Here is a 20,043-nt window from a genome sequence, read left to right on the forward strand (position 1 = left end):
GTGGCCCTGGCTCGGTGACATGCCACTGACTCACCGGAGAACAACCAATGTTCAACGAGGAACACCAACTTACCCCGCTGCGCTGGGCCATGGTCGGCGGCGGTCGGGGCAGCGAGATCGGCCATGCCCACCGGGCCGCGGCACAGCGCGACGGCCTGTTTCAGCTGGTGGCCGGCGCCTTTGACCTGGACGCCGAGCGCGGGCGCGACTTCGGCACTCGCCTGGGTGTCGACGCCCAGCGCTGCTACCCGGACTACGCCAGCATGCTGCGTGCCGAAGCGGTACGCGACGATGGCATCCAGGCGGTCAGCATCGCCACCCCCAACAGCACCCACTACGCGATAGGTCTTGCTGCCCTCAAGGCCGGGCTGCACGTCATCTGCGAGAAGCCGGTGACCTTCACCGTCGCCGAAGCGCAGCAACTCAAGGCCGAAGCCCAGGCGCGGGGGCTTGTGTTTGGCGTCATGTATGGCTACAGCGGCTATCCCATGCTGCACCAGGCCCGGGCCATGGTGCAGTCCGGCGAGCTGGGCGACATACGCCTGGTCAACATGCAGTTTGCCCACGGCTTTCACAGTCAGCCGGTAGAGCAGACCAGCAGTGGCGCCAAATGGCGCACCAGTCCCGCGGTGTCAGGCCCGACCTACGTTCTGGGGGATCTTGGCACCCACACCTTCCACCTTGGCCAGTTCATCACTGGGCTCAAGGTCGAACGGCTGCTGTGTCATCGCCAGAGCTTCGTGGCGACCCGGGCACCGCTGGAGGACAACGCCCAGGTGTTGTTGCAGTACCAGAGCGGCGCCGTGGGGTCGCTGTGGGCCAGTGCCGTCAATGCCGGCTCCATGCATCAGCAGAAGATTCGCATCGTCGGGGAGAAGGCCAGCCTCGAATGGTGGGACGAATATCCCAACCAGTTGCGCCACGAAGTGCAGAACCAGCCGGTGCGCATTCTCGAGCGTGGCATGGGCTATCTGGCGACCGACGACCCTGGCGTGGCCTGCAATCGTATCGGCGGCGGCCATGCCGAGGGCTTCTTTGAATCCTGGGCCAACCTCTACCACCGCTACGCCATGGCGATGCACGGCGCTGCTGGCGGCCTGTGGTATCCGGACATCGACGACGGCATCGAAGGCGTGCGCCTGCTCGAGTGCTGCGTCGAGTCCGCCGACAACGATGGCGCCTGGGTGGCGTTCTAGCCCTTCGTTGCATCGCCAAGCACGCCACCAACAACCTGAGGACCACCAAGATGCAGATCAAGCTTGCCAATGCCCCCTGTTCCTGGGGCATCGAATTTGCCGACAACCCGGCCAATCCCCCCTGGTTCACGGTGCTGGACGAACTGTCCGGGGCCGGCTTCAACGCCACCGAACTGGGCCCTTTGGGCTACCTGCCCACGTCTTCGGACACGCTGGCCGAGGCGCTTGAGCAGCGGGGGCTTTCGCTGGTGGCCGGCACCATCTTCAAGCACCTGCACGATCCCGAGCAGCGACAGCAGATCCTCGATTACACCCGGGCGACCTGCGAGGTGCTTAAACCCCAGCAGGGTAGCTACATGGTGATCATCGATCACGTCAGCTCGCCACGTACCGATCAGGCGGGGCAGCAGGCCTCGGCCACCCGACTGAGCGACGTCCAGTGGGCGGAAATGATGTGCACCATTCGTCAGGTGGCCGAGATCTGTCACCAGTATCAGGTGATACCGGTGCTCCATCCTCACGCCGGCAGCTACATCGAGTACCGCGATGAGGTCGACCGTGCCATGGCGGAGCTCGATCAGGACCTGGTCAAGCTGTGTGTCGATACCGGCCACAGCCTGTATGCCGGCATCGATCCCGCCGAGCTGATTCGCCACTACGGAGAGCGGGTCGTCTACATCCACTTCAAGGATGTCCAGGCCACAGTGCTTGAGGATGTGGTGGCCCAGGGCACCGACTTCTACCGCGCCATCGGTCAGGGCGTGTTCTGCCCACTGGGCCAGGGCAGTGTCGACTTCGATGCCGTGCGCGAAAGCCTGGCCGCCATCGGCTATCAGGGCTGGATCACCGTCGAGCAGGACGTGGATCCGACCAGGGACAACGATGCCCTGGATAACGCCCGCGAGAGTCGCGAGTTCATCGAGCGCCACATTCTGCAACAGGGTTTGGCCGAGGCCTGATGGACAGACTCCTCCCCGTGGCCTGGGCGGCCTCGGTGGGGGGCAGGGGCTCAGCCGTGTGTACGTCATCCGCCAGCGAGATCGGGGTGTGACGTCTTGTCATGCCTGCGCAAGCAGGACTCTTGGTACTACAACAACCTTCAACGAGAGGTCACCATGCCCACGTCACACGATGGCAGCGCCAGCGCTGCCCCTTCACCGGCCGGCGTGTCACCACCGGCCAGTCAGCAGCAACAACTGACATCCACCCAGCTGGTCTATCTGGTCAAGATCATCCTGGTCGCCGCCCTTGGCGGCATGCTGTTCGGCTATGACACCGGGGTCATTTCCGGCGCCATCGGTCCCATCGCCGAGTACTTCGATCTTTCACCCGCCGCCAAGGGCTGGGCGGTATCGTCGGTGGTCATCGGCTGCATCGGCGGTGCTCTCATCGCCGGTTGGCTTTCGACCCTGTACGGCCGCCGAGCGGTCTTTCTGCTGTCTGCTCTGATGTTCACCGCCTCGGCCTTTGGTTCTGGTCTTGCCGGCACCTTCGAGAGCTACATCTGGTGGCGCATGGTCGGTGGCGTGGCCGTCGGCATGGCCAGCGTCATCGCGCCCATGTACATCTCCGAGATGTCACCGGGTTACCTGCGCGGGCGTACCGTGAGTCTGTTCCAGCAGTCGGTGGTGTTCGGCCAGATGGTGGTGTTCTTCGTCAATTACTTCATCGCCAAGGGGATGGCCGAAACCTGGATACTGAATTTCGGCTGGCGCTGGATGCTGGGTTCGGAAGCGGTGATTTCGATTCTTTTCGCGGTGCTGGTTCCCTTCGTGCCCGAGTCACCACGCTGGCTGGTGCTGAAAGGGCGGATCGACGAGGCGCGACGGGTGCTGGGACGCTTCTATCGTCCCGAGGCCATCGAGCAGACCCTCGGTGATATCCAGAAGTCGTTCGAGCGTGGCCAGACGAAACGCAAGGTGTCGCTGCGCGCCAAGGGCACCTTCGGTCTGGTGATGATCGGTGTCTTCATCGCCGCCGCTCAGCAGCTGACGGGCATCAACGTGGTGATGTACTACGCGCCTGACGTGCTGTCGTCGGTGACCGCCAGCAACGAGGATGCGCTGCTGCAGACGTCGATCATGGGGGTCACCTTTGTCGGCGGCAACCTGTTGGGGATGCTGTTGATCGACAAGGTCGGCCGTCGCCCACTGCTGGTGGCGGGTAGCCTCGGCAGCATGGTGGCCATGACCTTCCTCGGCGTTGTGATCGCCGGAGGCGAGGCCGGGCCGGGCGCACTTATCGCGCTGATCGTCTACGTGGTGTCCTTCGCCATCTCCTGGGGCTGCGTGTGCTGGACGCTGATCTCGGAGATCTTCCCCAACGCCATCCGCGCGCGGGCCATGTCGTTGGCGGTGGCAGCGCAGTGGTTCATGGGCTTCATGGTCACCCAGACCTTCCCCATGCTGCGCGAGAATGCTTTCCTCAATGAGCTGACGGGGGGTGGCTTCAGCTTCTGGTTGTATGCGGTGCTGACGCTGATCAGCCTGCTGGTGGTCCTGCGCTACGTGCCGGAAACCAAGGGCAAGACGCTGGAGGAGCTGGAAGACATCACCGCCACACGTTTGAGCAAGCGGCGTCGCGAGCTGACCAGGCAAGGCAAGAGTGTCACCTCGGAGTAGTCATCCTTTCACCAGGCCGTAATGGCTGATCGTCACCGCTGCCCCTGCCCCCGTGATACACGTGGCCAGGGGCAGCGTCGTGTTGGCGGGGTTGACCGGCAGGGCCAAGGGCATGGCGTGACGCCATCGTGTGTGGCTATAGCCTGGCGATCGGCAGTTCATCCCAGCGGGTGGTGTAGCCTGAGGTGCGGTGTTCGCACTTGAGCTGCCAGGCCGCGTCCACGCTGGTCTTGCCAAGGCTCAATGCACCACGTCCGTGCTTCTGGTTGATCGCGTCCAGGGTGTCCATCAGGCGTTGATTGCGCGCTTGTCTGGCGTCGTCGACGGCAAACAGATCCTGCTGCAGGCTTGCCTTGTCGGCGAGGTCGAGCAGCATCACGCCGGCCTTCATGTACTGGTGGCCTGGGCGATAGATGCGCGCAAGCGCCCGGGTCGCGGTTGCCACGATCTCGAGGCTGTCGTCGCTGGGACGCTCCAGCGGAACCACCAGCGAAGGATGGTGCTGGGGCAGATCCTGACGATGCTTGTTGGTCTTCAAAAACACCAGCAGCGCCCGCGCCACGCTGCCCTGACCACGCAGCTTTTCAGCACCGCGGCCGGCATGGGCGCGCACTGCCTGACGCAACTGCGCGAGATCATCGGTGGGCCGACCAAAGGAGCGGCTGGTCATGATCCGTTCGCGCGGGGCGCCGACGTCGTCGAGGCGGATGCAGGATTCGCCGCGAAGTTCGCGTACCGTGCGTTCCAGCACCACGCTGAAATGGCGGCGGATATGCTTGGGGTCGGCTTCACGTAGCTGCCAGGCGGACTCGATGCCGAGCTGCCCAAGCCGGGCGGCGGTGCGCCCGGCGACGCCCCAGACCTCGGTGACCGGCAGGCGTTGCAGCAGCGCCCGGGTTGCCGCCGAATCGGCCTCGAGCACGTGGACGCCGTCTGCGCGGGGATCCTTCTTGGCCTGGTGGTTGGCGATCTTTGCCAGGGTGCGGCTGGTCGCCACGCCGACGCCGACGGGAATGCCGGTGTGGCGCATCACCGTGTGTCGCAAGCGCCGGCAGTGGGCGTCCAGCCCGGCGGGTGCCATGCCCGCGAGGTCGAGAAAGCACTCGTCGATGCTGTATACCTCGACGGCGGGAGCAAACTCCCGCAGCGTATCGACCACCCGACGCGACATGTCGCCGTAGAGCGCATAGTTGCTCGACAGCAGGATGCACTGCCTGCGCAGCGCGCCCTCGATCTTGAAGGCAGGCATGCCCATGGCAACGCCGAGGTCCTTGATCTCCTGGCTGCGGGCGATGACGCAGCCGTCGTTGTTGGACAGCACCCCCACAGGCTTGCCGCGAAGCGAGGGGTCGAAGACCCGCTCACAGCTGACGTAGAAGTTGTTGCAGTCGACCAGCGCGATCACCGCGCGACTCCCGCTGCCAGGGCGTGGATATTGTGGGTGACCACGCCCCATAGGTCGCAGTCGCGACCGTTGAGCGGAATCGGCGCGAAGGCCTCATTGGCCGCCAGCAGGTAGGGTCGATTGCCGATATAGCCAAGCTGCTTGCAGGTCAGCTCACCGTCGACGCTGGCGATCAGCACCGAACCGCTGCACGGCTCCAGCGAGCGATCCACGATCAGCAGATCCCCGTCGAAGATGCCGAGTCCCTTCATCGACTCGCCCTTGGCGCGTAGATAAAAGGTGGCGCTGGGGTGGGGCACCAGATGCGCCACCAGATCGAGCTGTCCCTCCAGGTAGTCATCGGCCGGTGACGGAAAGCCCGCGCGAACCTCGGTCGCCGCCAGCGGCAAGGCGGTCCTGGGCGCGTGCGGATCGACCCGCCCCAGCACCTCCACCTCAAGACTCATGGCACAGGCTCCCGTCGTTGCCATAGGCGCTACACGAAAGGGTTCGCCAAACAAGGGAATAGTCGTCGCGCATGGGGGCCTCCTGAATCGCAGAAACTGTTTGGATATACAGTATCAGGAGGTGCATGGCTGCGCCAGCACAGGAGGGCGGGGGCAAAGTTGGCTTGGTGAGCGAGATGGGGTTGGTTGGATTGGGAGTAGGGAATTGGAAGGTGGATGACGAGGTTGGTGGGGCTGTCGGTAATAGTTGGTACTCTTGCACGAACTTATGGATTGTGGCTTAGACAAGGCAACGGTTGAAGTGCGTTTATATAGGTAAACGGGAATTTAACGTATAGTAAAATAAGTGCTGTTACCCTCTGATGTATGTGATATTTTTATATCTAGAATAATTGTTATGATGATTAAAAGGTTTGGTGGATTTGATGGCAAAAGAACTTTCTAAAGCTGACTACATTCTTAGGAGTCTGCAGAAAATATCCCACAAAAGATGGGAGCTGTACATTGTTTCTCGAATAATTCATAAAATTGATGATGACGTTGAATTCGTATGTCAGCAGCTTGTATATCGGCCAGAGGGCTATCGCGCCTTGACTGATATTTATTTTCCTCAGTTCAATCTGCATCTGGAGATTGATGAAAAGCATCACACAAACCAAATTTCTGAAGATGTTGAGAGAAGTGATGATATTGTTTTAGCTACAGGACACGAAATTCATAGGATAAAAACGTATGGCGATGAAGGGATGTTTAAAGACATTTCTATTGTTGCGGAAGAAACTGATAATTTCATCGATAAACTGAACAAAATTAAAGAGATTGGTGTTGACAACGGCACGTTTGTTCCTTGGGACTGGGATTTCGCTTATTCTTCACGGAGATGGATCAATCAAGGATACTTGGACGTTGCCGATAATCCTGTTTTTCGAACGCAGGCAGAAGCCTTGAGATGTTTTGGTTTTAAAGGTAAAGCACTGCAGCGTGGCGCTTGGGGGATACCTGATGGTAGTACCGATGTTGTATGGTTTCCCAGACTTTTTAGACATGGTATGTGGCACAATAAAATAACAAAAGATGGTGAGCGTATTTACGAGTGTGCTGAAAATCTTGACGGGAAAAAATCTATTGAGACTCAGTTGATAGACGCTGAGAGAAATCCGGAAAGAAAAACAATTGTTTTTGCCAAAGCTAAAGACTCCTTGGGAAGAAACCTTCTTCGGTTTGTTGGTACATTTAAATTAAATATTGCAAGATCGACGGAGGATTGTATTGTGTTTGATCGTATAGGTACGAGGGAAAAAGTTCGATTTTTGTGAATAGGTGATTTTTGATTCTAAAATCAACCATTCTGTTTTAGTGTTTTTGATTTTTTTGGTGTGATTGTGGATATGAAAAATAAAACTCATGAAATAAGACAAAAGTTCGTTGGTTGCCTACTAGGGGGCGCTGTCGGTGACGCACTTGGCGCTCCGGTAGAGTTTATGACTCATGTTGAGATTGTCTCTAAGTTTGGTGAGTCTGGTATAACTGAGTACGTGCCGTGTTATGGTGGTATAGGTCGAATTACTGATGATACCCAAATGGTATTGTTTACTGCCGAGGGGCTGCTGCGCGGTCATGTACGGGGCGCCAGACGTGGGATATGTCACAGAGCCAGTGTAATCTCCAGTGCTTATGAGCGCTGGCTTTATACACAAGGGTATCGGTCGCGAATGGAAACAGGAGAAGACTGGCTCACTAGTGGTTGGTTAGCCGGACATGCAGAATTACAAAATCAACGTGCGCCGGGTCGTACTTGTATCTCGGCATTGCGATCGATGGAAAGATATGGCGCTTCAGCTAAGAACAACAGTAAAGGCTGTGGTGGACTCATGCGAGTGGCGCCATGTGGACTTTTCATTTGGCCTTCTACGACTGGCAGCGATGCTTTCCATCTGGGTATGCAAGCCGCGAGTATTACTCATGGTCATCCCAGCGGCTATTTGACTGCTGGAGTGCTGTCGGAATTAATCTTGCATCTTATCAATGGTAAAGGTCTCAGAGATTCACTTGGCAAAGTGAAGGAGGCACTTGTGGCATATGAAGGGCACGAAGAGACGCTTGATGCTCTGGAAAAAGCTGAAGCGTTGGCCGATATTTCGAGTAATCACTTCGAGGCTATTAGTAAGCTGGGACAAGGGTGGGTAGCAGAAGAGGCACTTTCTATTGCTGTCTATTGCGCCTTGGGTGCCAAAGATCTCCGCCATGGAGTCTGCCTTGCAGTTAATCATGATGGTGACTCTGATTCTACTGGCGCCATTGCTGGCAATCTATTGGGCGCCATGATGGGGGTCTCGGCCATCCCGGAGAGTTGGTTGGAACCGCTAGAATTACGGGACGTGATAACTGAAATGGCTGAGGATTTAGTGGATAGCAATGAATGGGACTTGGATGATTTTGGCGGCGTCGACAATGATTGGGTATGGAAAAAATATCCGGGATATTGACAGCTTCGACAACAAGCGTTCAAGAAACTAGTCCATTGATTTCTTGGTGACGCCATCTTGCTTGCTGACTCGTCGTGTCGATTGGCTTGCGTCCTAAGGCTGAATTTCGGTCAATCGATGCCTTTTCTACCGAGCACCGACAGGTACTAAATGTTGAATAAGGTCTGCGAGTATGCCAGTGACTGCTTAATTGTCGGGTCCCGGATGTTTGTTAATGACCGTTTCACCGAACCGTCCGCGGGCGCCCCCTTTGGCGCCATCCTTTAGCTCAGGAGGGGGAGCCAAATTGGCCTTGCAGGAGGGCGGGGACGTAGAGGTCAGCATCGAGTTGGGGCCAATGAAGGCCAAGCCCGGTGGGAGAAACCTCTATGTCGGCCAAGGCTTCTGGAGTGGCGTCGGTGAGACCTTCCACGAGGTGCGGCGGAATCGCGAGCTCAAGCCCTGAGTTCAGATGAATGATGACGCGATGGGTGCGACTGTCGTATCGCGCGGAAACAACGTGGGCGTGACCGCGTGCACAGGCCATGCGGGCCTTTGCCTGCCTGACGTCATCTTCAGTAATGGCCACGTGTCTCTCCCCGTTCGCAGGTGTCTCCCTCCGTGCAGTCATCGATTGTGCCACCATCGCATTCCACAGCATTAGCCGTGGTTGTGCCGTCTAGCTTAGCGACCGCAGATCCATCGCAAAGAATATGCGAGACCTGAATGCCCAGTGGGCCACAGGGCTCCCCCCGTGGCCCGCTCCGTTCACGCGTACTTGTCGTGCCAGCGCTTGACCGCGATACGTTCCTTGAGCAGTTCCAGCATGTCGACCAGCACCTGTTCGGTGATCTGTTCGGTCTCGGGGTCGGTACGCAGCCAGGCGTCGAAGCCGCTGTCGGCCATATGTTCGACCAGCGAGGAGAACTCCCTGGACTTGAGACCGTTCAGGGCTTCATCGACCAGGTGGCAGGCGAGGTCGGACATCGATGACTCCAGGCCCTGGGTGAGCTGGGAGCCCATGGGCAGGCGCTTGAGTCGCTGAAGCTCCGGCGTTTCGGCCAGGGTGCGGGCGACCAGGCCGCGCACGTAGGCCAGCGTCGCGAAACGGTTGTGGTGGGCGATGTCGCCGACCATGGTCTCGAGGCGTTGGCTGACTTCCCGCACCAGGGCTTCCTTGCGCGGCGTGACGATCTTCTCGATGGCCGGTGAGGCCAGGCCGTCGCCGCTGGTGAGTTCCTCCTGGACGTTGTCGAGCAGGCGGATGGCGATACGATCGGTGAGTTCCTCCATCAGGATGTCGGTGTACTTGGCGACAACCGAGTAGAGATACCAGCGACGCACGTCGATCAGTCCCAGGCGGTGCAGGCGGTGCAGCAGCGAGATCACACGCAGGATACGCAGCAGGCGGAAGCCGGCGAGGGGAATACACCCCAGCACGTCGTACCAGTGCACGAAGGGGTAGAAGAACCAGCGGTGGTAACGGCGTTGGTAGATGGCGACGGCCCAGCCAAGCAGCACATCGAACAGAAAGACGGCGACGAAGGCCAGGTCGATGCTGAAGAAGTTGGCATGGATATGCCGGTCGTAGGCGCCGTGAAGGCCAGGTGCCGCCGCCTCGAAGGCGGCGTTGAGCGGTGGCAGCAGAAACAGGCTGTCGAACAGCAACAGCGCCAGGTTGGCGATCACCAGCGCGATGATGAACAGGTCCCACACCAGATGAGCCCGCTCCAGGGCGGGCGAGGTCGTGCGGGTGGCGGGCATGAGTCCTCCTTGGATGCGTGTGACACTCCATTCTCCACCAGCCTAGAGCGTCCTGGCGTTGGTCGCATCCCCACTTCGCCTTGTGCCAAAGCGTCGTTGGCGCTGTGAGGACGCGGCTTTCTGCTGATAGGCAGTGCGACCGGGACTTTGCAGGGCTTATGTTTCGGGCGACTGAAATAGCCGGCTCTGACGCGCAATCCGTCGTTCGATGGCCTTGGCCAGCACCACATCGCTTGCGCTGAGCAGGGTGAAGGTCTTCTTGGCGCGGGTGACGGCGGTGTAGACCAGTTCGCGGGTCAGGATCGGCGACAGGGTGTCCGGCATCACTAGGGCGGTATGGACGAACTCCGAGCCCTGGGACTTGTGCACCGTCATCGCGAATACCGTCTCGACCCGCTGCAGCCGGCTGGGCAGCACCCAGCGGATACCGCCCTGACCGTCACCGGCAGGAAAGGCCACGCGCAGGGTGGTGCCGGCCTCGGGGTTGGCGAACTCCACCGGCACCTTGAGGGCAATGCCGATATCTCCGTTCATCAGCTTGAGCGCGTAGTCGTTGCCAGTGACCAGCACCGGGCGGCCTTCGTACCAGTGGGTGCTGTGATCCGGCTTGTCGATCAGTCCGGCCCGCGCCAGCGCCTGCTCGATGCGCTGATTGAGCGATTCGACCCCGTAGTGGCCGGCGCGCAGCGGCGTCAGCAACTGGAACTGGGCGTGGGCCTCGAGGATGGCAGAGGCCCAGCGGTCCCACTCGGCTCGCTCGGATGACAGCGACGGGCGTGGCCGCAGCAGGCCGCTTTGCTCGAGTGCGCCAGCTTCCGGGGTGTCGGGACGCGGGGTGATGGCACCCAGATAGAAGCGATAGCCCCAGGCCGCGTCCTGGCCTCGGCCATCCAGCGCCAGGGTCATCAGGCGCCGCTCGTTGGCGCGGGGCAGGGCCTGGCGCTGCGCCTGGGGAAAGGCGGTGTCGTCCAGCACCGCGAGCGCCCGCCGGCTGTCGCCGGCGTTGATGGCGCGGGCGAGCTGGCCGATACCGCTGGCGTCATCGAAGCGAAAGGAGTGGCGCAGCATGGCGACGGACTGATCCAGCGCCCGGCCGTCGCCGTCGTGCAGGGCCTCGGGCAACGAAAGGCCGGTAGCCGCTTCGAGCCAGTCGCTGACATCGTTGCGGTAGTGGCCCTGTTCGGCCCGAGCGCACAGGTTGCCGAGGACCGCGCCGGCCTCCACCGAGGCGAGCTGGTCCTTGTCGCCGAGCAGCACCAGGCGTGCATGGGGCGGCAGGGCGTCGAGCAGTGCCGCCATCATGTCGATGTCGACCATCGACGCCTCGTCCACCGCCACCATGTCCAGTGGCAGGGGATTGAGGCGATGATGATGGAAGTGACGGGTATCGGGCCGGGCGCCGAGCAGCCGGTGCAGGGTCGAGACCTCGTGGGGAATCGAGGCGCGTACCTGGGCGGCGTCCGGCAGCGGCAGTTCGTCGAGGGCGGCGATCTGGTCGCGAATGGATTCGCTGAGTCGCGCCGCCGCCTTGCCGGTGGGGGCGGCCAGGCGCATCGCCAGGGGGGCGCCCCGCTCAGCGATGGCCTGGGTCTGCAACAGCGCCAGCAGGCGGATGACGGTGGTGGTCTTGCCGGTGCCTGGGCCGCCGGTGATCACCGCGAAGGGCGCGCGTGCGCCCAGCGCACAGGCGAGCTTCTGGGAGGCGGCCTGGTCGGCACGCGGATCGGACGGGGGAAACAGCGTATCCAGCACCGGACGCAGGCGGGCGGCGTCACCGTCGGCGGTCGGATGATCCTCGGTTGGATGATCCTTGGTTGGAGTGCCGGGCGTCGACAGCCGCGCGGCAATGGCGCTGGCGACCCGCTGTTCGTTGCGCCAGTAGCGGCGTAGATAGAGGCGCTCTGCCTCCAATACCAGGGGACTGGCGCCTGGGCCTTGCGCCACCGCCGACCAGCGCTGAAGCCGGTTTACCCAGTCGTCGCCGAGACGGCCGAGCAGCGCCTCCGGCGGGGGCGGGGCGGCGTCGTCACGTGCCACGTCGCGAGCGACGGCGATCAGCGTCTCGGGCTGGCGGCGGGCCTGATTCAGGTCCAGCAGCAGATGCCCCTGGCCGGCCTGGTGGCTGACCAGCATGGCCGCCAGCAGGCAGCTGGCGTCGCCGTCCGGCGCGAGGCTCGCCAGGCGGTGAGGCAGCGCCGCGTCGAGATCACGGATCCAGCCGTACTCGGCCCAGGCAAACAGCAGCGACAGCAGGGCCTCGGGGTCGGCCAGTGCCTGCTCCGGGGTGGCAAAGGGCGAGGACGGCAGGGCGGTCGAGGCTGAATCGCCCGGTGTCTCGCCGTTCCCCTCGCGGTGTACCTCAGGGTTAGCCTCGCTCATGCCATTGCCTCCCCGCTGGTGTCATTGTCATGGCCGGTGGCGCTGTCGTGGGTTGTGGTCGCGGCGCTGCCCGCCTGTCCGGCCAGGATATCGTCGAGTGCCTCGATAAAGGCTCGGGGCGGCTTGATCGCGGCGACGCCGCGCGAGGGCGCGGTAATACCTCGCAGAAAGACCAGCATGGCCCCTCCAACGTGGCGGTCATAGTCATAGTCCGGCAGGCTCTGGCGCAGGTGGCGATGCAGTGCCACCAGGTAGAGCGCAAGCTGCATGTCGTAGCGCTTATCGAGCATGGCGGCGCGCATGGCGTCCTGGTGGTAGGCGTCATCGTCGGGACCCAGCCAGTTGGACTTCCAGTCGATGATATAGAAGCGCCCCTGATGCTCGGCCAACAGGTCGATAAAGCCCTTGAGCAGGCCGTTGAGGCGCTGATAGCCCAGTTGGGGCCTGGGCTCTCCGGGAAACAGATGCTGGCGGGTGAGCTTGTCCATGGCCGGGGTGATGGCGTCATGGGTGGCGAACCAGAAGTCGGGCTCGGCACGGTAGCGCTCAAGGCTCCCCAGCACCGGCCCATCGTCGGCATCCTCGCCGTCGGGGCGCTCTTGTGTGGTCGAGGTCAGCGGCGTGGTCAGCCAGCGACGGATGCCATCGGTCAGCGCCTGGGTGTGTGCTTCCCAGCCCCGGCGGCGGCAGCGTTGGGCCAGGCGGGCGAGCAGGCCTGCATCGTCAAGCGCGCTGTCAAAGCCGTGCTCGGCCAGCGCTTCCAGCACGCCGTGCAGGAAGGTGCCAGGGCCAGGGCCCCGCGGGAAAGCGTGCAGGGTGCCGGGCTCCGGGGCGCCGGCTTCCCGCGCCGCGGGCACCAGGCGGGCGTCCAGGTGCTCTTCCTCGAGCACTTCGGCCTCGGGTGTCTCGGGGGCGGTGGCTCCCTTCTGGGCCAGCGAGGAGTAACTCGCGATCCACCAGGGGGCAAAGGGGCGGTGGCTGGGCGTGCGCGCGCCCTTGGTGGCGAGCTCGGTGGTGACCGGGTGGTACTCGATCTGGGGGCTATCACTGCTGGCGTCGATGGGGTCCAGGGCGATGGCGTCGAAGCCCCCGCTCATGCTCTCCCAGCGCTCGCGCAGATTCGCCAGATCAGGGATCGTCTCGCCGCCGGCCAGCAGATAGCCCAGCGCTGACTTGTGCAGGGTGGCGCTCCTGGCGTTGCCAAGCTTGAGGGGGGCAAGGCCAACGAAGGTGGCGTGGCGCGCTCGGGTCAAGGCGACGTACAGAAGCCGTACCTCCTCGGATAGCCGTTCGTCGTCGGCCAGCTCAAAGCCCTCCTTGGCCATCTCCTTCTTGGCCGCCAGTTCGAGCAGCGGCTGGTCGTCGACGTGGTACAGGGGCGTTCCGGACTGGCCGCTGATTTCCTTGTAGGTGCACAGGAACGGCAGGCACACCAGCGGATACTCGAGTCCCTTGGACTTGAAGATGGTCACCACCTGGATCAGGTCGGCGTCGCTTTCCAGGCGCAGGATCTGCTCATCGTGGCCGGGGTCGATGAGGTGTTCGGCGAGCACGCGAATCAGGGCGTGGTCGCCGTCCAGGGTGTCGCTGGCCTGTTGGGCCCATTCGGCCAGATGCAACAGGTTGGTCAGGCGACGCTGGCCCTGGTGGGCGCCGAGCAGTCGCTCGGGGATCCGGTAGTCGTGCAGCAACTGACGCAGCGCCGGCAGTACGCCCCGACGCTGCCAGCGCAGGCGGTAGCCAAGAAAGCGCTCCTGTACCCGCTCCCAGGCGGTCTCGTCGCGTTGCAGCCGGTCGAGCTCCGCCAGTCCCAGGCCCAGGGTGGCGGTGGCCAGAGCCGTGCGCAGGGTCGACACCGACTCCGGGTTGGCCATGGCCTTGAGCCAGTGATGCAGGTCGCGGGCCTCGGCGGTGGCGAAGACGCTGTCACGATCCGACAGGTAGACGCTGGCCAGGCCGCGCTCGCTCAAGGCGTTGCGGATGGCGCTGGCCTCGCTGCGATCGCGCACCAGGATGGCGATATCGCCGGCCTTCAGCGGTGTGAGCTTGCCGTCACCGGCGTTCGTTGATGTGGCAAAACCGGCGCTTGGAGTGCCGTCGCCAGGACTGGCCTGATTGAGCCAGTCGGCGATGCGGTCGGCGCAGTGGCGGGAGGCCTCGCGCAGGTAACCTTCCTTGTTGAGACAGCCGTTGTCCTTGTTGCCGTCGGCGATCAGCCAGCCGGTCAGCGCGGCGGCGGGCTTGCCATCCAGGCACAGGGTCTCCTTGCGACCGTTGGCGCCGACCGATTGAAAGGGCAATGGATTGTGGTTGTCGGCGGCGAAGCGGAAGGCGGCGCGGGGGTGGCGCTGCTCGGCGAACGCGAACAGCCGGTTGACCGCTGCCACGGCGGCCTCGCTCGAGCGGAAGTTGGTGTCCAGGCTGTGGTGGTGCCCGCGGGTGGCGTGACGGGCGCCCAGGTAGGTGTAGATGTCGCCGCCGCGAAAGCCGTAGATCGCCTGCTTGGGGTCGCCGATCAGGATCAGCGCCGTGGCGTCATGGTCAGGAGCGCCTGGCCCATCCAGGTCGTGCTGGGCGTCTGGCTCAGGGGTGGGCGCATCGCCGATACGATAGACCCGCTCGAAAATGCGGTACTGGGCCGGATCGGTGTCCTGGAACTCGTCGATCATGGCCACCGGGAACTGCTGGCGAATACGCCGCGCCAGGGTCTCGCCGCCGTCGCCGTCCAGGGCGCAGGCCAGTCCAGTGATCATGTCGTTGAAGCCCATCTGGGCGTTGGCCTCGAGCTGCTCGGACAGCCGCCGGCTGACCCAGTCGCGGGCATCCGCCAGCACCTGGGGGTAGAGCTCGCGCTGTAGGGTCTCGACCTGCTCGTCGTTATCGCGACACGCCTCCAGGGCCTCGAACAGGCCAAGCACGGGCACCTCGGTGCCCTTTTTTACCCGCAGCTTGGAGCGCGCGAGCTTCTGCACGAAGCTCGCCTCGGCAAGGGGCAGCTTGCCGTTTGCCCAGTCGCCGAGCTGTTCCAGCCAGCCGTCGAAGGTCTCGTCGTCATCCTTGCCGCGAAAGCTGCCGCCGTGCATCGCCGGGCGCAGCGTGCGCAGGCAGTCGTGCACCGCCTCCTTCTCATCCAGGTAGGCGCGGCGGGCGGCGTCTTCCAGCCTGTCGGCGCTCCCACGGGCGTCGCTGAACTGGGCGAGATGGGCACCGAAATCGCCCGCGGCCAATGGCTCGCCGCAGAAGACCAGGCTGGCATCCTCGCGGCCGAGCAGGTTGCGCAGCGCCTTGTTAAGCCCCTGGGGCGAGCCGAACAGCTCGACCATGGACGCGGCCAGGGGCTCGTCGAGGGGGTAGACGCGGGTGCGCCAGTAGTCGGTAACCGCCTCCTGGGTCATCTCGCCGAGATCCTTGACCACCTCCTGGCGAAACAGCTTGCCGCTGTCGAAGGCATGCTCCTTGAGCATTCGCTGACACCAGCTATGGATGGTCGAGATGGCGGCGTCGTCCATCCATTCGGCGGCAAGCATCAGTCGTCGGGCGCAGGCGGGCCAGGCGTCGCGCTCGAAGTCGTCGCGCAGCGCGGCCAGCAGCGGGTCGCGCTCGGCGAGGCCGTCGTCCGGAGCGGTGGTTGAGCCGTCGTCCTTGTCGCCGGCGCGAAAGGCCTCGGCGGCCTGGACCAGGCGCGCCCGGATACGATCGCGCAGCTCCTGGCTTGCGGCCTCGGTAAAGGTCACCACCAGAATATCCGGCGGCACCAGCGGCTGGCTGAAGCCATTGTCACGTCGACTCGCCGGGTTGTCCGGCTGGCCGTGGCCCAGCACCAGACGCACGTAGAGCAGCGCGATGGTGAAGGTCTTGCCGGTGCCGGCGCTGGCCTCAATCAACTGACTGCCCTGCAGCGGAAGCGCCAATGGCAGCGGTGTCTGGCCGGCGTTGTCCGGGGAAGGCGGCTGGTCGTCGGTGGAAAAAAGGTCGGACGGCAGGCTCATGCGGATTTCTTCCCGGTGGTGGCGTTACTCTTGCCCGATGCTTTATCAGAGCCCTTGTGAGAGCCCTTGTCTGAGCCCTTGCGAGCGCTGCGCGCGGTGCTGATCCAGCCATGCAGGTCGGCGTAGAGCTCACGGCAGGCCTCGGCAAAGCCCTCGGCGCCGATCAGCGCGTCGAGTCTTGGAAATTCACGCAGCAGCAGCGGGCTTCGCTCCGGCAGTTTTTCCCAGGCCTGCTCCCAGGCCTTGCGCAATGTAGCTGACGTCTGGGCGTCTGCCGGTGGCCAGGCTGCATCCTCTGCCACGGGGTATTCCTCGAGCAGGGCGAAGGCGATGTCGGGGTGGCAAGGCGTGGCCCCCTGCATGGCGGCAAGCCAGCGCTGCATCAGCGCATCCAGGCGTCTTGCGGCCTGTTCGCGGGGCATGCCGGGGATCTCCAGCACGCCGCTGGGTGATACCAGATGGCTCGGCGAATTCGGGTAGAGGCACTGCAGCGCCAGGTGCGCCGGCCAGTGGCGCAGAATCTGGCTCCAGTGAAAATGCTCGCCCTGGTGGATCTGGCTGGTCAACAGCACGATGCGGGCGACCTCACCCGCACCCGCGTCGCCCTCGTCGCTGGCCCCGGAGGAGGGGGCAGAGTCGGTCGCGTGCAGGTGGGACAGGGCGTCCTCCAGTACCAGGGTCTCACTCGAGTCGGGCAAGGGAAGGCGACTGTCGTGGCGAAGCTGCGGTGCCCGCTCCAGCGAGCGTGGATAGCGCTCGAGCAGTTCGCGGTAGTGGTCGAGGGCGTCGGGGATTCGCTCCAGCAACTGGCGGCGGATCACCGGGCCCACCGGTGGCGGCGGGTAGTGGCCGGCGCGCTGCTGGCGCTGGACCTGGCGTTCGATCAACAGGGCGGGGTCGCAGGCGCGGTCGTGGGCCAGACGCTGGCCAAGCGGCTGCACCAGGGCCTCGCGCTGCTGCCATCTGGCAAGGCCGGCGAAGGCGAAGGGTTCGTCGTCGTCGCTCAGCGTCTGTTCGTCGCGCATGTTGGTGGACAGGCGCTGCTGGAACAGGGCGCCGACGGGATCGCGCAGCAGGCCAGAAAGCTGCGACAGGCCGATGGCGCCCTCGGGGCGCCAGGGTGGTAGCGGCTCATCGGCTGAGGTGGCCGTCATCGGGTCCGAGTGACGAGAATCACGCTGGTGCAGGGTCTGCCACTCGTCTGCGTAGGTATAAAGCGGCGAGCCCGCCAGGAAATAGCCGGCGCCGAAGGGCTGCAGCGGGTGCTCGGTGGTCAGGGCGGTGAGCAGGGCCTCGGTCATCTGCTGCTCTTCGGCCAGCGAGCGCTCATCGTGGGGCGGTTGGTCGGGAAGGCGCCAGCCCTTGCCGAGGTGATCGCGCAGCTGCCCGACCAGCACGCTGGGCGGCTTCTCGCCGTTGTCCTGGGGGCTGCGTCCGCACCAGCTGATGGTCAGTCGGTCCCGCGCTGACAGCAGTGCCTCGAGGAACAGGTAGCGGTCGTCGTCACGCCGGGAGCGGTCGCCGGCGCGATAGTGTCCGCGCATGGCCATCAGGTCGAAGTCCATGGCCTCGGCGCGGCGCGGGTAGGCGCCGTCGCTCATGCCCAGCAGCACGACGTGGCGGAAGGGGATTGCGCGCATGGGCATCAGGGTGGCGAAGGTGATGCGGCCCATCATGAAGCTCTGGGATAGCTGGGGCTGGTCGATGCGCGACAGCCAGCTTTCACGCACCACCGCCAGCGGCAGGCGGATGCCGACCTCGGCCGAGTCGACCTCCTCGTGCCAGGTCTCGAGCGCCCCCTGGATGCGCCCGAGCAAGGCCTCTTCGGCACTGGAGCCGGGGGCCAAGGTGCGCTCCAGCATGGTTCCCAGAATCTGGTCCCATTGGCTGGCGGTCTTGGGTTCGATCAGGCTCTGACGAACTTCGTCGAGGGTCATGATCAGCCGGTACAGCGGACCGACCAGGGTGGCGTCGAGGCCGGCGACTTCGTCGTAGGGCACGATGTCGCCCCAGTCCTCGCCGTCGTCGCTGGCCTCGCCCACGGCGTAGCCCATCAGCATGCGCTCCAGGCCGAAGCGCCAGGTGTGCAGCTCGTCGTGTTCCGGCAGGCCGAGTTCGGCTCGCTGGGAGGCATCGAGGCCCCAGCGCACGTTGGCCTCGCGAATCCAGCGTTGCAGGGTGGAAAGGTCCCCCTCGCCAAGGCCAAAGCGCGTGCGGATGGCCGGGATGTCCAGCAGGTCGAGGATCTCGCTGGCGCGAAAGCGCAGACGCGGCAGCGACAGCAGGGTCTCCAGTGCCACCAGCATGGGTTCGCGATGGCGTTCCTGCTGGTCGGCCACGTGGTAGGGCAGGTGGCGCTTCTCGCCCGGGGCGAACTGGCCGAATACCGCGTCGATATAGGGCGTGTAGTCATTGATGTCCGGCACCATCACCATCACGTCCCTGGGTTCGAGAGTCGCATCCTCGGCGAACGCCTCGAGCAGCTGGTCGTGCAGAACCTCCAGTTCACGCTGAGGGCTGTGGCAGATATGAAAACGGATCGAGTGGTCGTGCTCGGGATCAAGCGCTGGCCACTCGGCCTGGGTCTCCGCCAGTGGGCGCAGATTGAGGATGTCGTCCTGCAGTTGGCCCAGCAGGGTGTCGGTGGGCGGCGCCAGGAACAGATCCACCGAGTCGTCGAGCAGGGCGCTCAACGCCTCCACGTCGGTGTGGTCGTGTTCGCTGAGGAGCTGCAGGTAGTCGCGGCCCTGCTTGCCCCATGCCGCCAGCAGCGGATGGGCGTGCAGATGCAGCTGTTCGAGCGAGTGGTGAAGCTCCGCCGGCATGCCCTGGCGACGGCGCTGGCGCACGTGGCGGCGCAGGACCTCCTGGGTCTCGATGATCTCGCCCCAGTAGAACTGGCAGGGGTTGAGCAGACACAGCACCACCTCGCTGATGCTGGACAGGGCGGCCAGCACCTCCAGGGTCTGCTGGGGCAGCGACGAAATGCCGAACACCACGATACGCGGCGGTATTTCCGGGGGGCAGGCCGTCTCGCCCCGTTCGACCTCGCGGGTCAGCTGCTCGGCGGCCCGCTTGAAGCGCTGGTGCACGGCGCCGCGGTGACTGTGGCGCTGGTCGGCAGGCAGGGCGTCGCTGATCCTGCGCCACAGTGCCGGCTGCCAGCGCTGGTCATCGGGGACCTCTGTGACACGGTTACCGGGCAGGGTGAGCACATCGTTGCCGGCCTCCCAGGCGGTGAGCCAGTCGGCGCGATAGACCTGGTACTGATCGAACAGGTCAGCCAGGCGCTCGGCCAGCTGGTAACGCTTGCGCTGCTCATCGTCCTCGCGCAGGTAGCGCGCCAGCGGCTCGAACAGCGGGTCGTCCAGGGCTTCGGGCAGCAGCTTCATCAGGTGCCAGCGCAGGCGACTCTTGTCCCAGGGAGAGGTGGTCGGCACCTGGCCTGGGCCTTCCACCGCCTCGATCACCGCGCGGTAGGCCTGCCACTGAAAGCGCGCGGGCAGGGCAACGTCGGTGCCGAGGCAGACGCCGTAGCCCGGTTCGCCCTGGCGCTCGGCGATGGAGGTCTTGAGCCACTGGGCGATACCGTTGCTCTGCACCAGAAAAAGGGTGCGCGCCAGCGGATGCAGCGGGCGCCGCCCCAGCCACTTCAGGGTCAGATCACGCAGATCCTCCATACGGTTGCCCTGCAGGACGATCAAGCCCGAGGCGGCGGTGGTATCGGTCATGGCGAGTTCTCTGTACTGCGTGAAGGCGTGGCAGCCCGAGGCGGTGT

12 protein-coding genes are annotated in these 20,043 nt (G+C 63.7%); 5 read left to right on the forward strand and 7 right to left on the reverse strand.

Annotation, left to right across the window (positions count from 1 at the left end; all coding sequences use genetic code 11):
• Window positions 1-47: 47 nt before the first annotated feature.
• From RBB39_RS21130 to RBB39_RS21140, 3 genes are all read left to right on the forward strand, one after another.
• Entirely contained in the window at window positions 48-1,196 is a 1,149-nt protein-coding gene (locus RBB39_RS21130) for a Gfo/Idh/MocA family protein (protein ID WP_045994831.1), read from the forward strand.
• Window positions 1,197-1,246: 50 nt separating this feature from the next.
• Window positions 1,247-2,155 carry a TIM barrel protein gene (locus RBB39_RS21135; RefSeq protein WP_045994832.1) on the forward strand — a complete coding sequence of 303 codons (909 nt, stop codon included), beginning with the start codon at window positions 1,247-1,249 and terminating at the stop codon, window positions 2,153-2,155.
• Window positions 2,156-2,311: 156 nt separating this feature from the next.
• A complete protein-coding gene (locus tag RBB39_RS21140; RefSeq protein WP_083970647.1) occupies window positions 2,312-3,817 on the forward strand; it encodes a sugar porter family MFS transporter in 1,506 nt (501 codons plus the stop codon).
• Window positions 3,818-3,953: 136 nt separating this feature from the next.
• Here the strand turns inward: RBB39_RS21140 and RBB39_RS21145 are convergent, their stop codons facing one another.
• A complete protein-coding gene (locus RBB39_RS21145; RefSeq protein ID WP_045994833.1) occupies window positions 3,954-5,222 on the reverse strand; it encodes a Y-family DNA polymerase in 1,269 nt (422 codons plus the stop codon).
• A complete protein-coding gene (locus tag RBB39_RS21150; protein WP_045994834.1) occupies window positions 5,219-5,668 on the reverse strand; it encodes a LexA family transcriptional regulator in 450 nt (149 codons plus the stop codon). The genes RBB39_RS21145 and RBB39_RS21150 overlap by 4 nt, the downstream gene beginning before the upstream one ends.
• Window positions 5,669-6,093: 425 nt before the next feature.
• Here RBB39_RS21150 and RBB39_RS21155 point away from each other — a divergent pair, with 425 nt between their 5' ends.
• Entirely contained in the window at window positions 6,094-6,984 is an 891-nt protein-coding gene (locus RBB39_RS21155; protein ID WP_253029034.1) for an AbaSI family restriction endonuclease, read from the forward strand.
• A gap of 72 nt (window positions 6,985-7,056) precedes the next feature.
• Window positions 7,057-8,154 carry an ADP-ribosylglycohydrolase family protein gene (locus RBB39_RS21160; protein WP_083970225.1) on the forward strand — a complete coding sequence of 366 codons (1,098 nt, stop codon included), beginning with the start codon at window positions 7,057-7,059 and terminating at the stop codon, window positions 8,152-8,154.
• Between the two features lie 268 nt (window positions 8,155-8,422).
• On the opposite strand, the gene RBB39_RS21165 is transcribed toward RBB39_RS21160, so the two are convergent.
• The 5 genes from RBB39_RS21165 to recC all read right to left on the reverse strand — a co-directional run bounded on the left by RBB39_RS21165 (window position 8,423) and on the right by recC (window position 19,996).
• Window positions 8,423-8,722 carry a DUF2442 domain-containing protein gene (locus tag RBB39_RS21165; RefSeq protein WP_083970229.1) on the reverse strand — a complete coding sequence of 100 codons (300 nt, stop codon included), beginning with the start codon at window positions 8,720-8,722 and terminating at the stop codon, window positions 8,423-8,425.
• 179 nt (window positions 8,723-8,901) lie between these two features.
• The gene (locus RBB39_RS21170) at window positions 8,902-9,897 is read right to left on the reverse strand and encodes an ion transporter (protein WP_045991616.1); all 996 of its coding nucleotides are present in this window, start codon (window positions 9,895-9,897) and stop codon (window positions 8,902-8,904) included.
• Window positions 9,898-10,053: 156 nt separating this feature from the next.
• Complete coding sequence (gene recD, locus RBB39_RS21175; RefSeq protein ID WP_306169388.1) at window positions 10,054-12,276, reverse strand: exodeoxyribonuclease V subunit alpha; 2,223 nt, start codon at window positions 12,274-12,276, stop codon at window positions 10,054-10,056.
• Window positions 12,273-16,265, reverse strand: coding sequence for an exodeoxyribonuclease V subunit beta (gene recB, locus RBB39_RS21180; protein ID WP_052704261.1), 3,993 nt, complete (start codon window positions 16,263-16,265; stop codon window positions 12,273-12,275). The genes recD and recB overlap by 4 nt, the downstream gene beginning before the upstream one ends.
• Complete coding sequence (gene recC, locus RBB39_RS21185; RefSeq protein WP_253028660.1) at window positions 16,262-19,996, reverse strand: exodeoxyribonuclease V subunit gamma; 3,735 nt, start codon at window positions 19,994-19,996, stop codon at window positions 16,262-16,264. Before recC ends, recB begins: the two co-directional genes overlap by 4 nt.
• Window positions 19,997-20,043: the final 47 nt, after the last annotated feature.

It is taken from the genome of Halomonas sp. MMSF_3323, from assembly GCF_030733595.1.
Taxonomy (GTDB): Bacteria; Pseudomonadota; Gammaproteobacteria; order Pseudomonadales; family Halomonadaceae; genus Halomonas; species Halomonas litopenaei.

Excerpts from the sequence above, each read along its gene's own strand:
- RBB39_RS21150 (WP_045994834.1), bottom strand. The coding sequence starts at position 5,668 with ATGAGTCTTGAGGTGGAGGTGCTGGGGCGGGTCGATCCGCACGCGCCC.
- RBB39_RS21160 (WP_083970225.1), top strand. The coding sequence starts at position 7,057 with ATGAAAAATAAAACTCATGAAATAAGACAAAAGTTCGTTGGTTGCCTA.
- recC (WP_253028660.1), bottom strand. The coding sequence starts at position 19,996 with ATGACCGATACCACCGCCGCCTCGGGCTTGATCGTCCTGCAGGGCAAC.
- RBB39_RS21130 (WP_045994831.1), top strand. The coding sequence starts at position 48 with ATGTTCAACGAGGAACACCAACTTACCCCGCTGCGCTGGGCCATGGTC.
- RBB39_RS21140 (WP_083970647.1), top strand. The coding sequence starts at position 2,312 with ATGCCCACGTCACACGATGGCAGCGCCAGCGCTGCCCCTTCACCGGCC.
- RBB39_RS21155 (WP_253029034.1), top strand. The coding sequence starts at position 6,094 with ATGGCAAAAGAACTTTCTAAAGCTGACTACATTCTTAGGAGTCTGCAG.
- RBB39_RS21135 (WP_045994832.1), top strand. The coding sequence starts at position 1,247 with ATGCAGATCAAGCTTGCCAATGCCCCCTGTTCCTGGGGCATCGAATTT.
- recB (WP_052704261.1), bottom strand. The coding sequence starts at position 16,265 with ATGAGCCTGCCGTCCGACCTTTTTTCCACCGACGACCAGCCGCCTTCC.
- recD (WP_306169388.1), bottom strand. The coding sequence starts at position 12,276 with ATGAGCGAGGCTAACCCTGAGGTACACCGCGAGGGGAACGGCGAGACA.
- RBB39_RS21170 (WP_045991616.1), bottom strand. The coding sequence starts at position 9,897 with ATGCCCGCCACCCGCACGACCTCGCCCGCCCTGGAGCGGGCTCATCTG.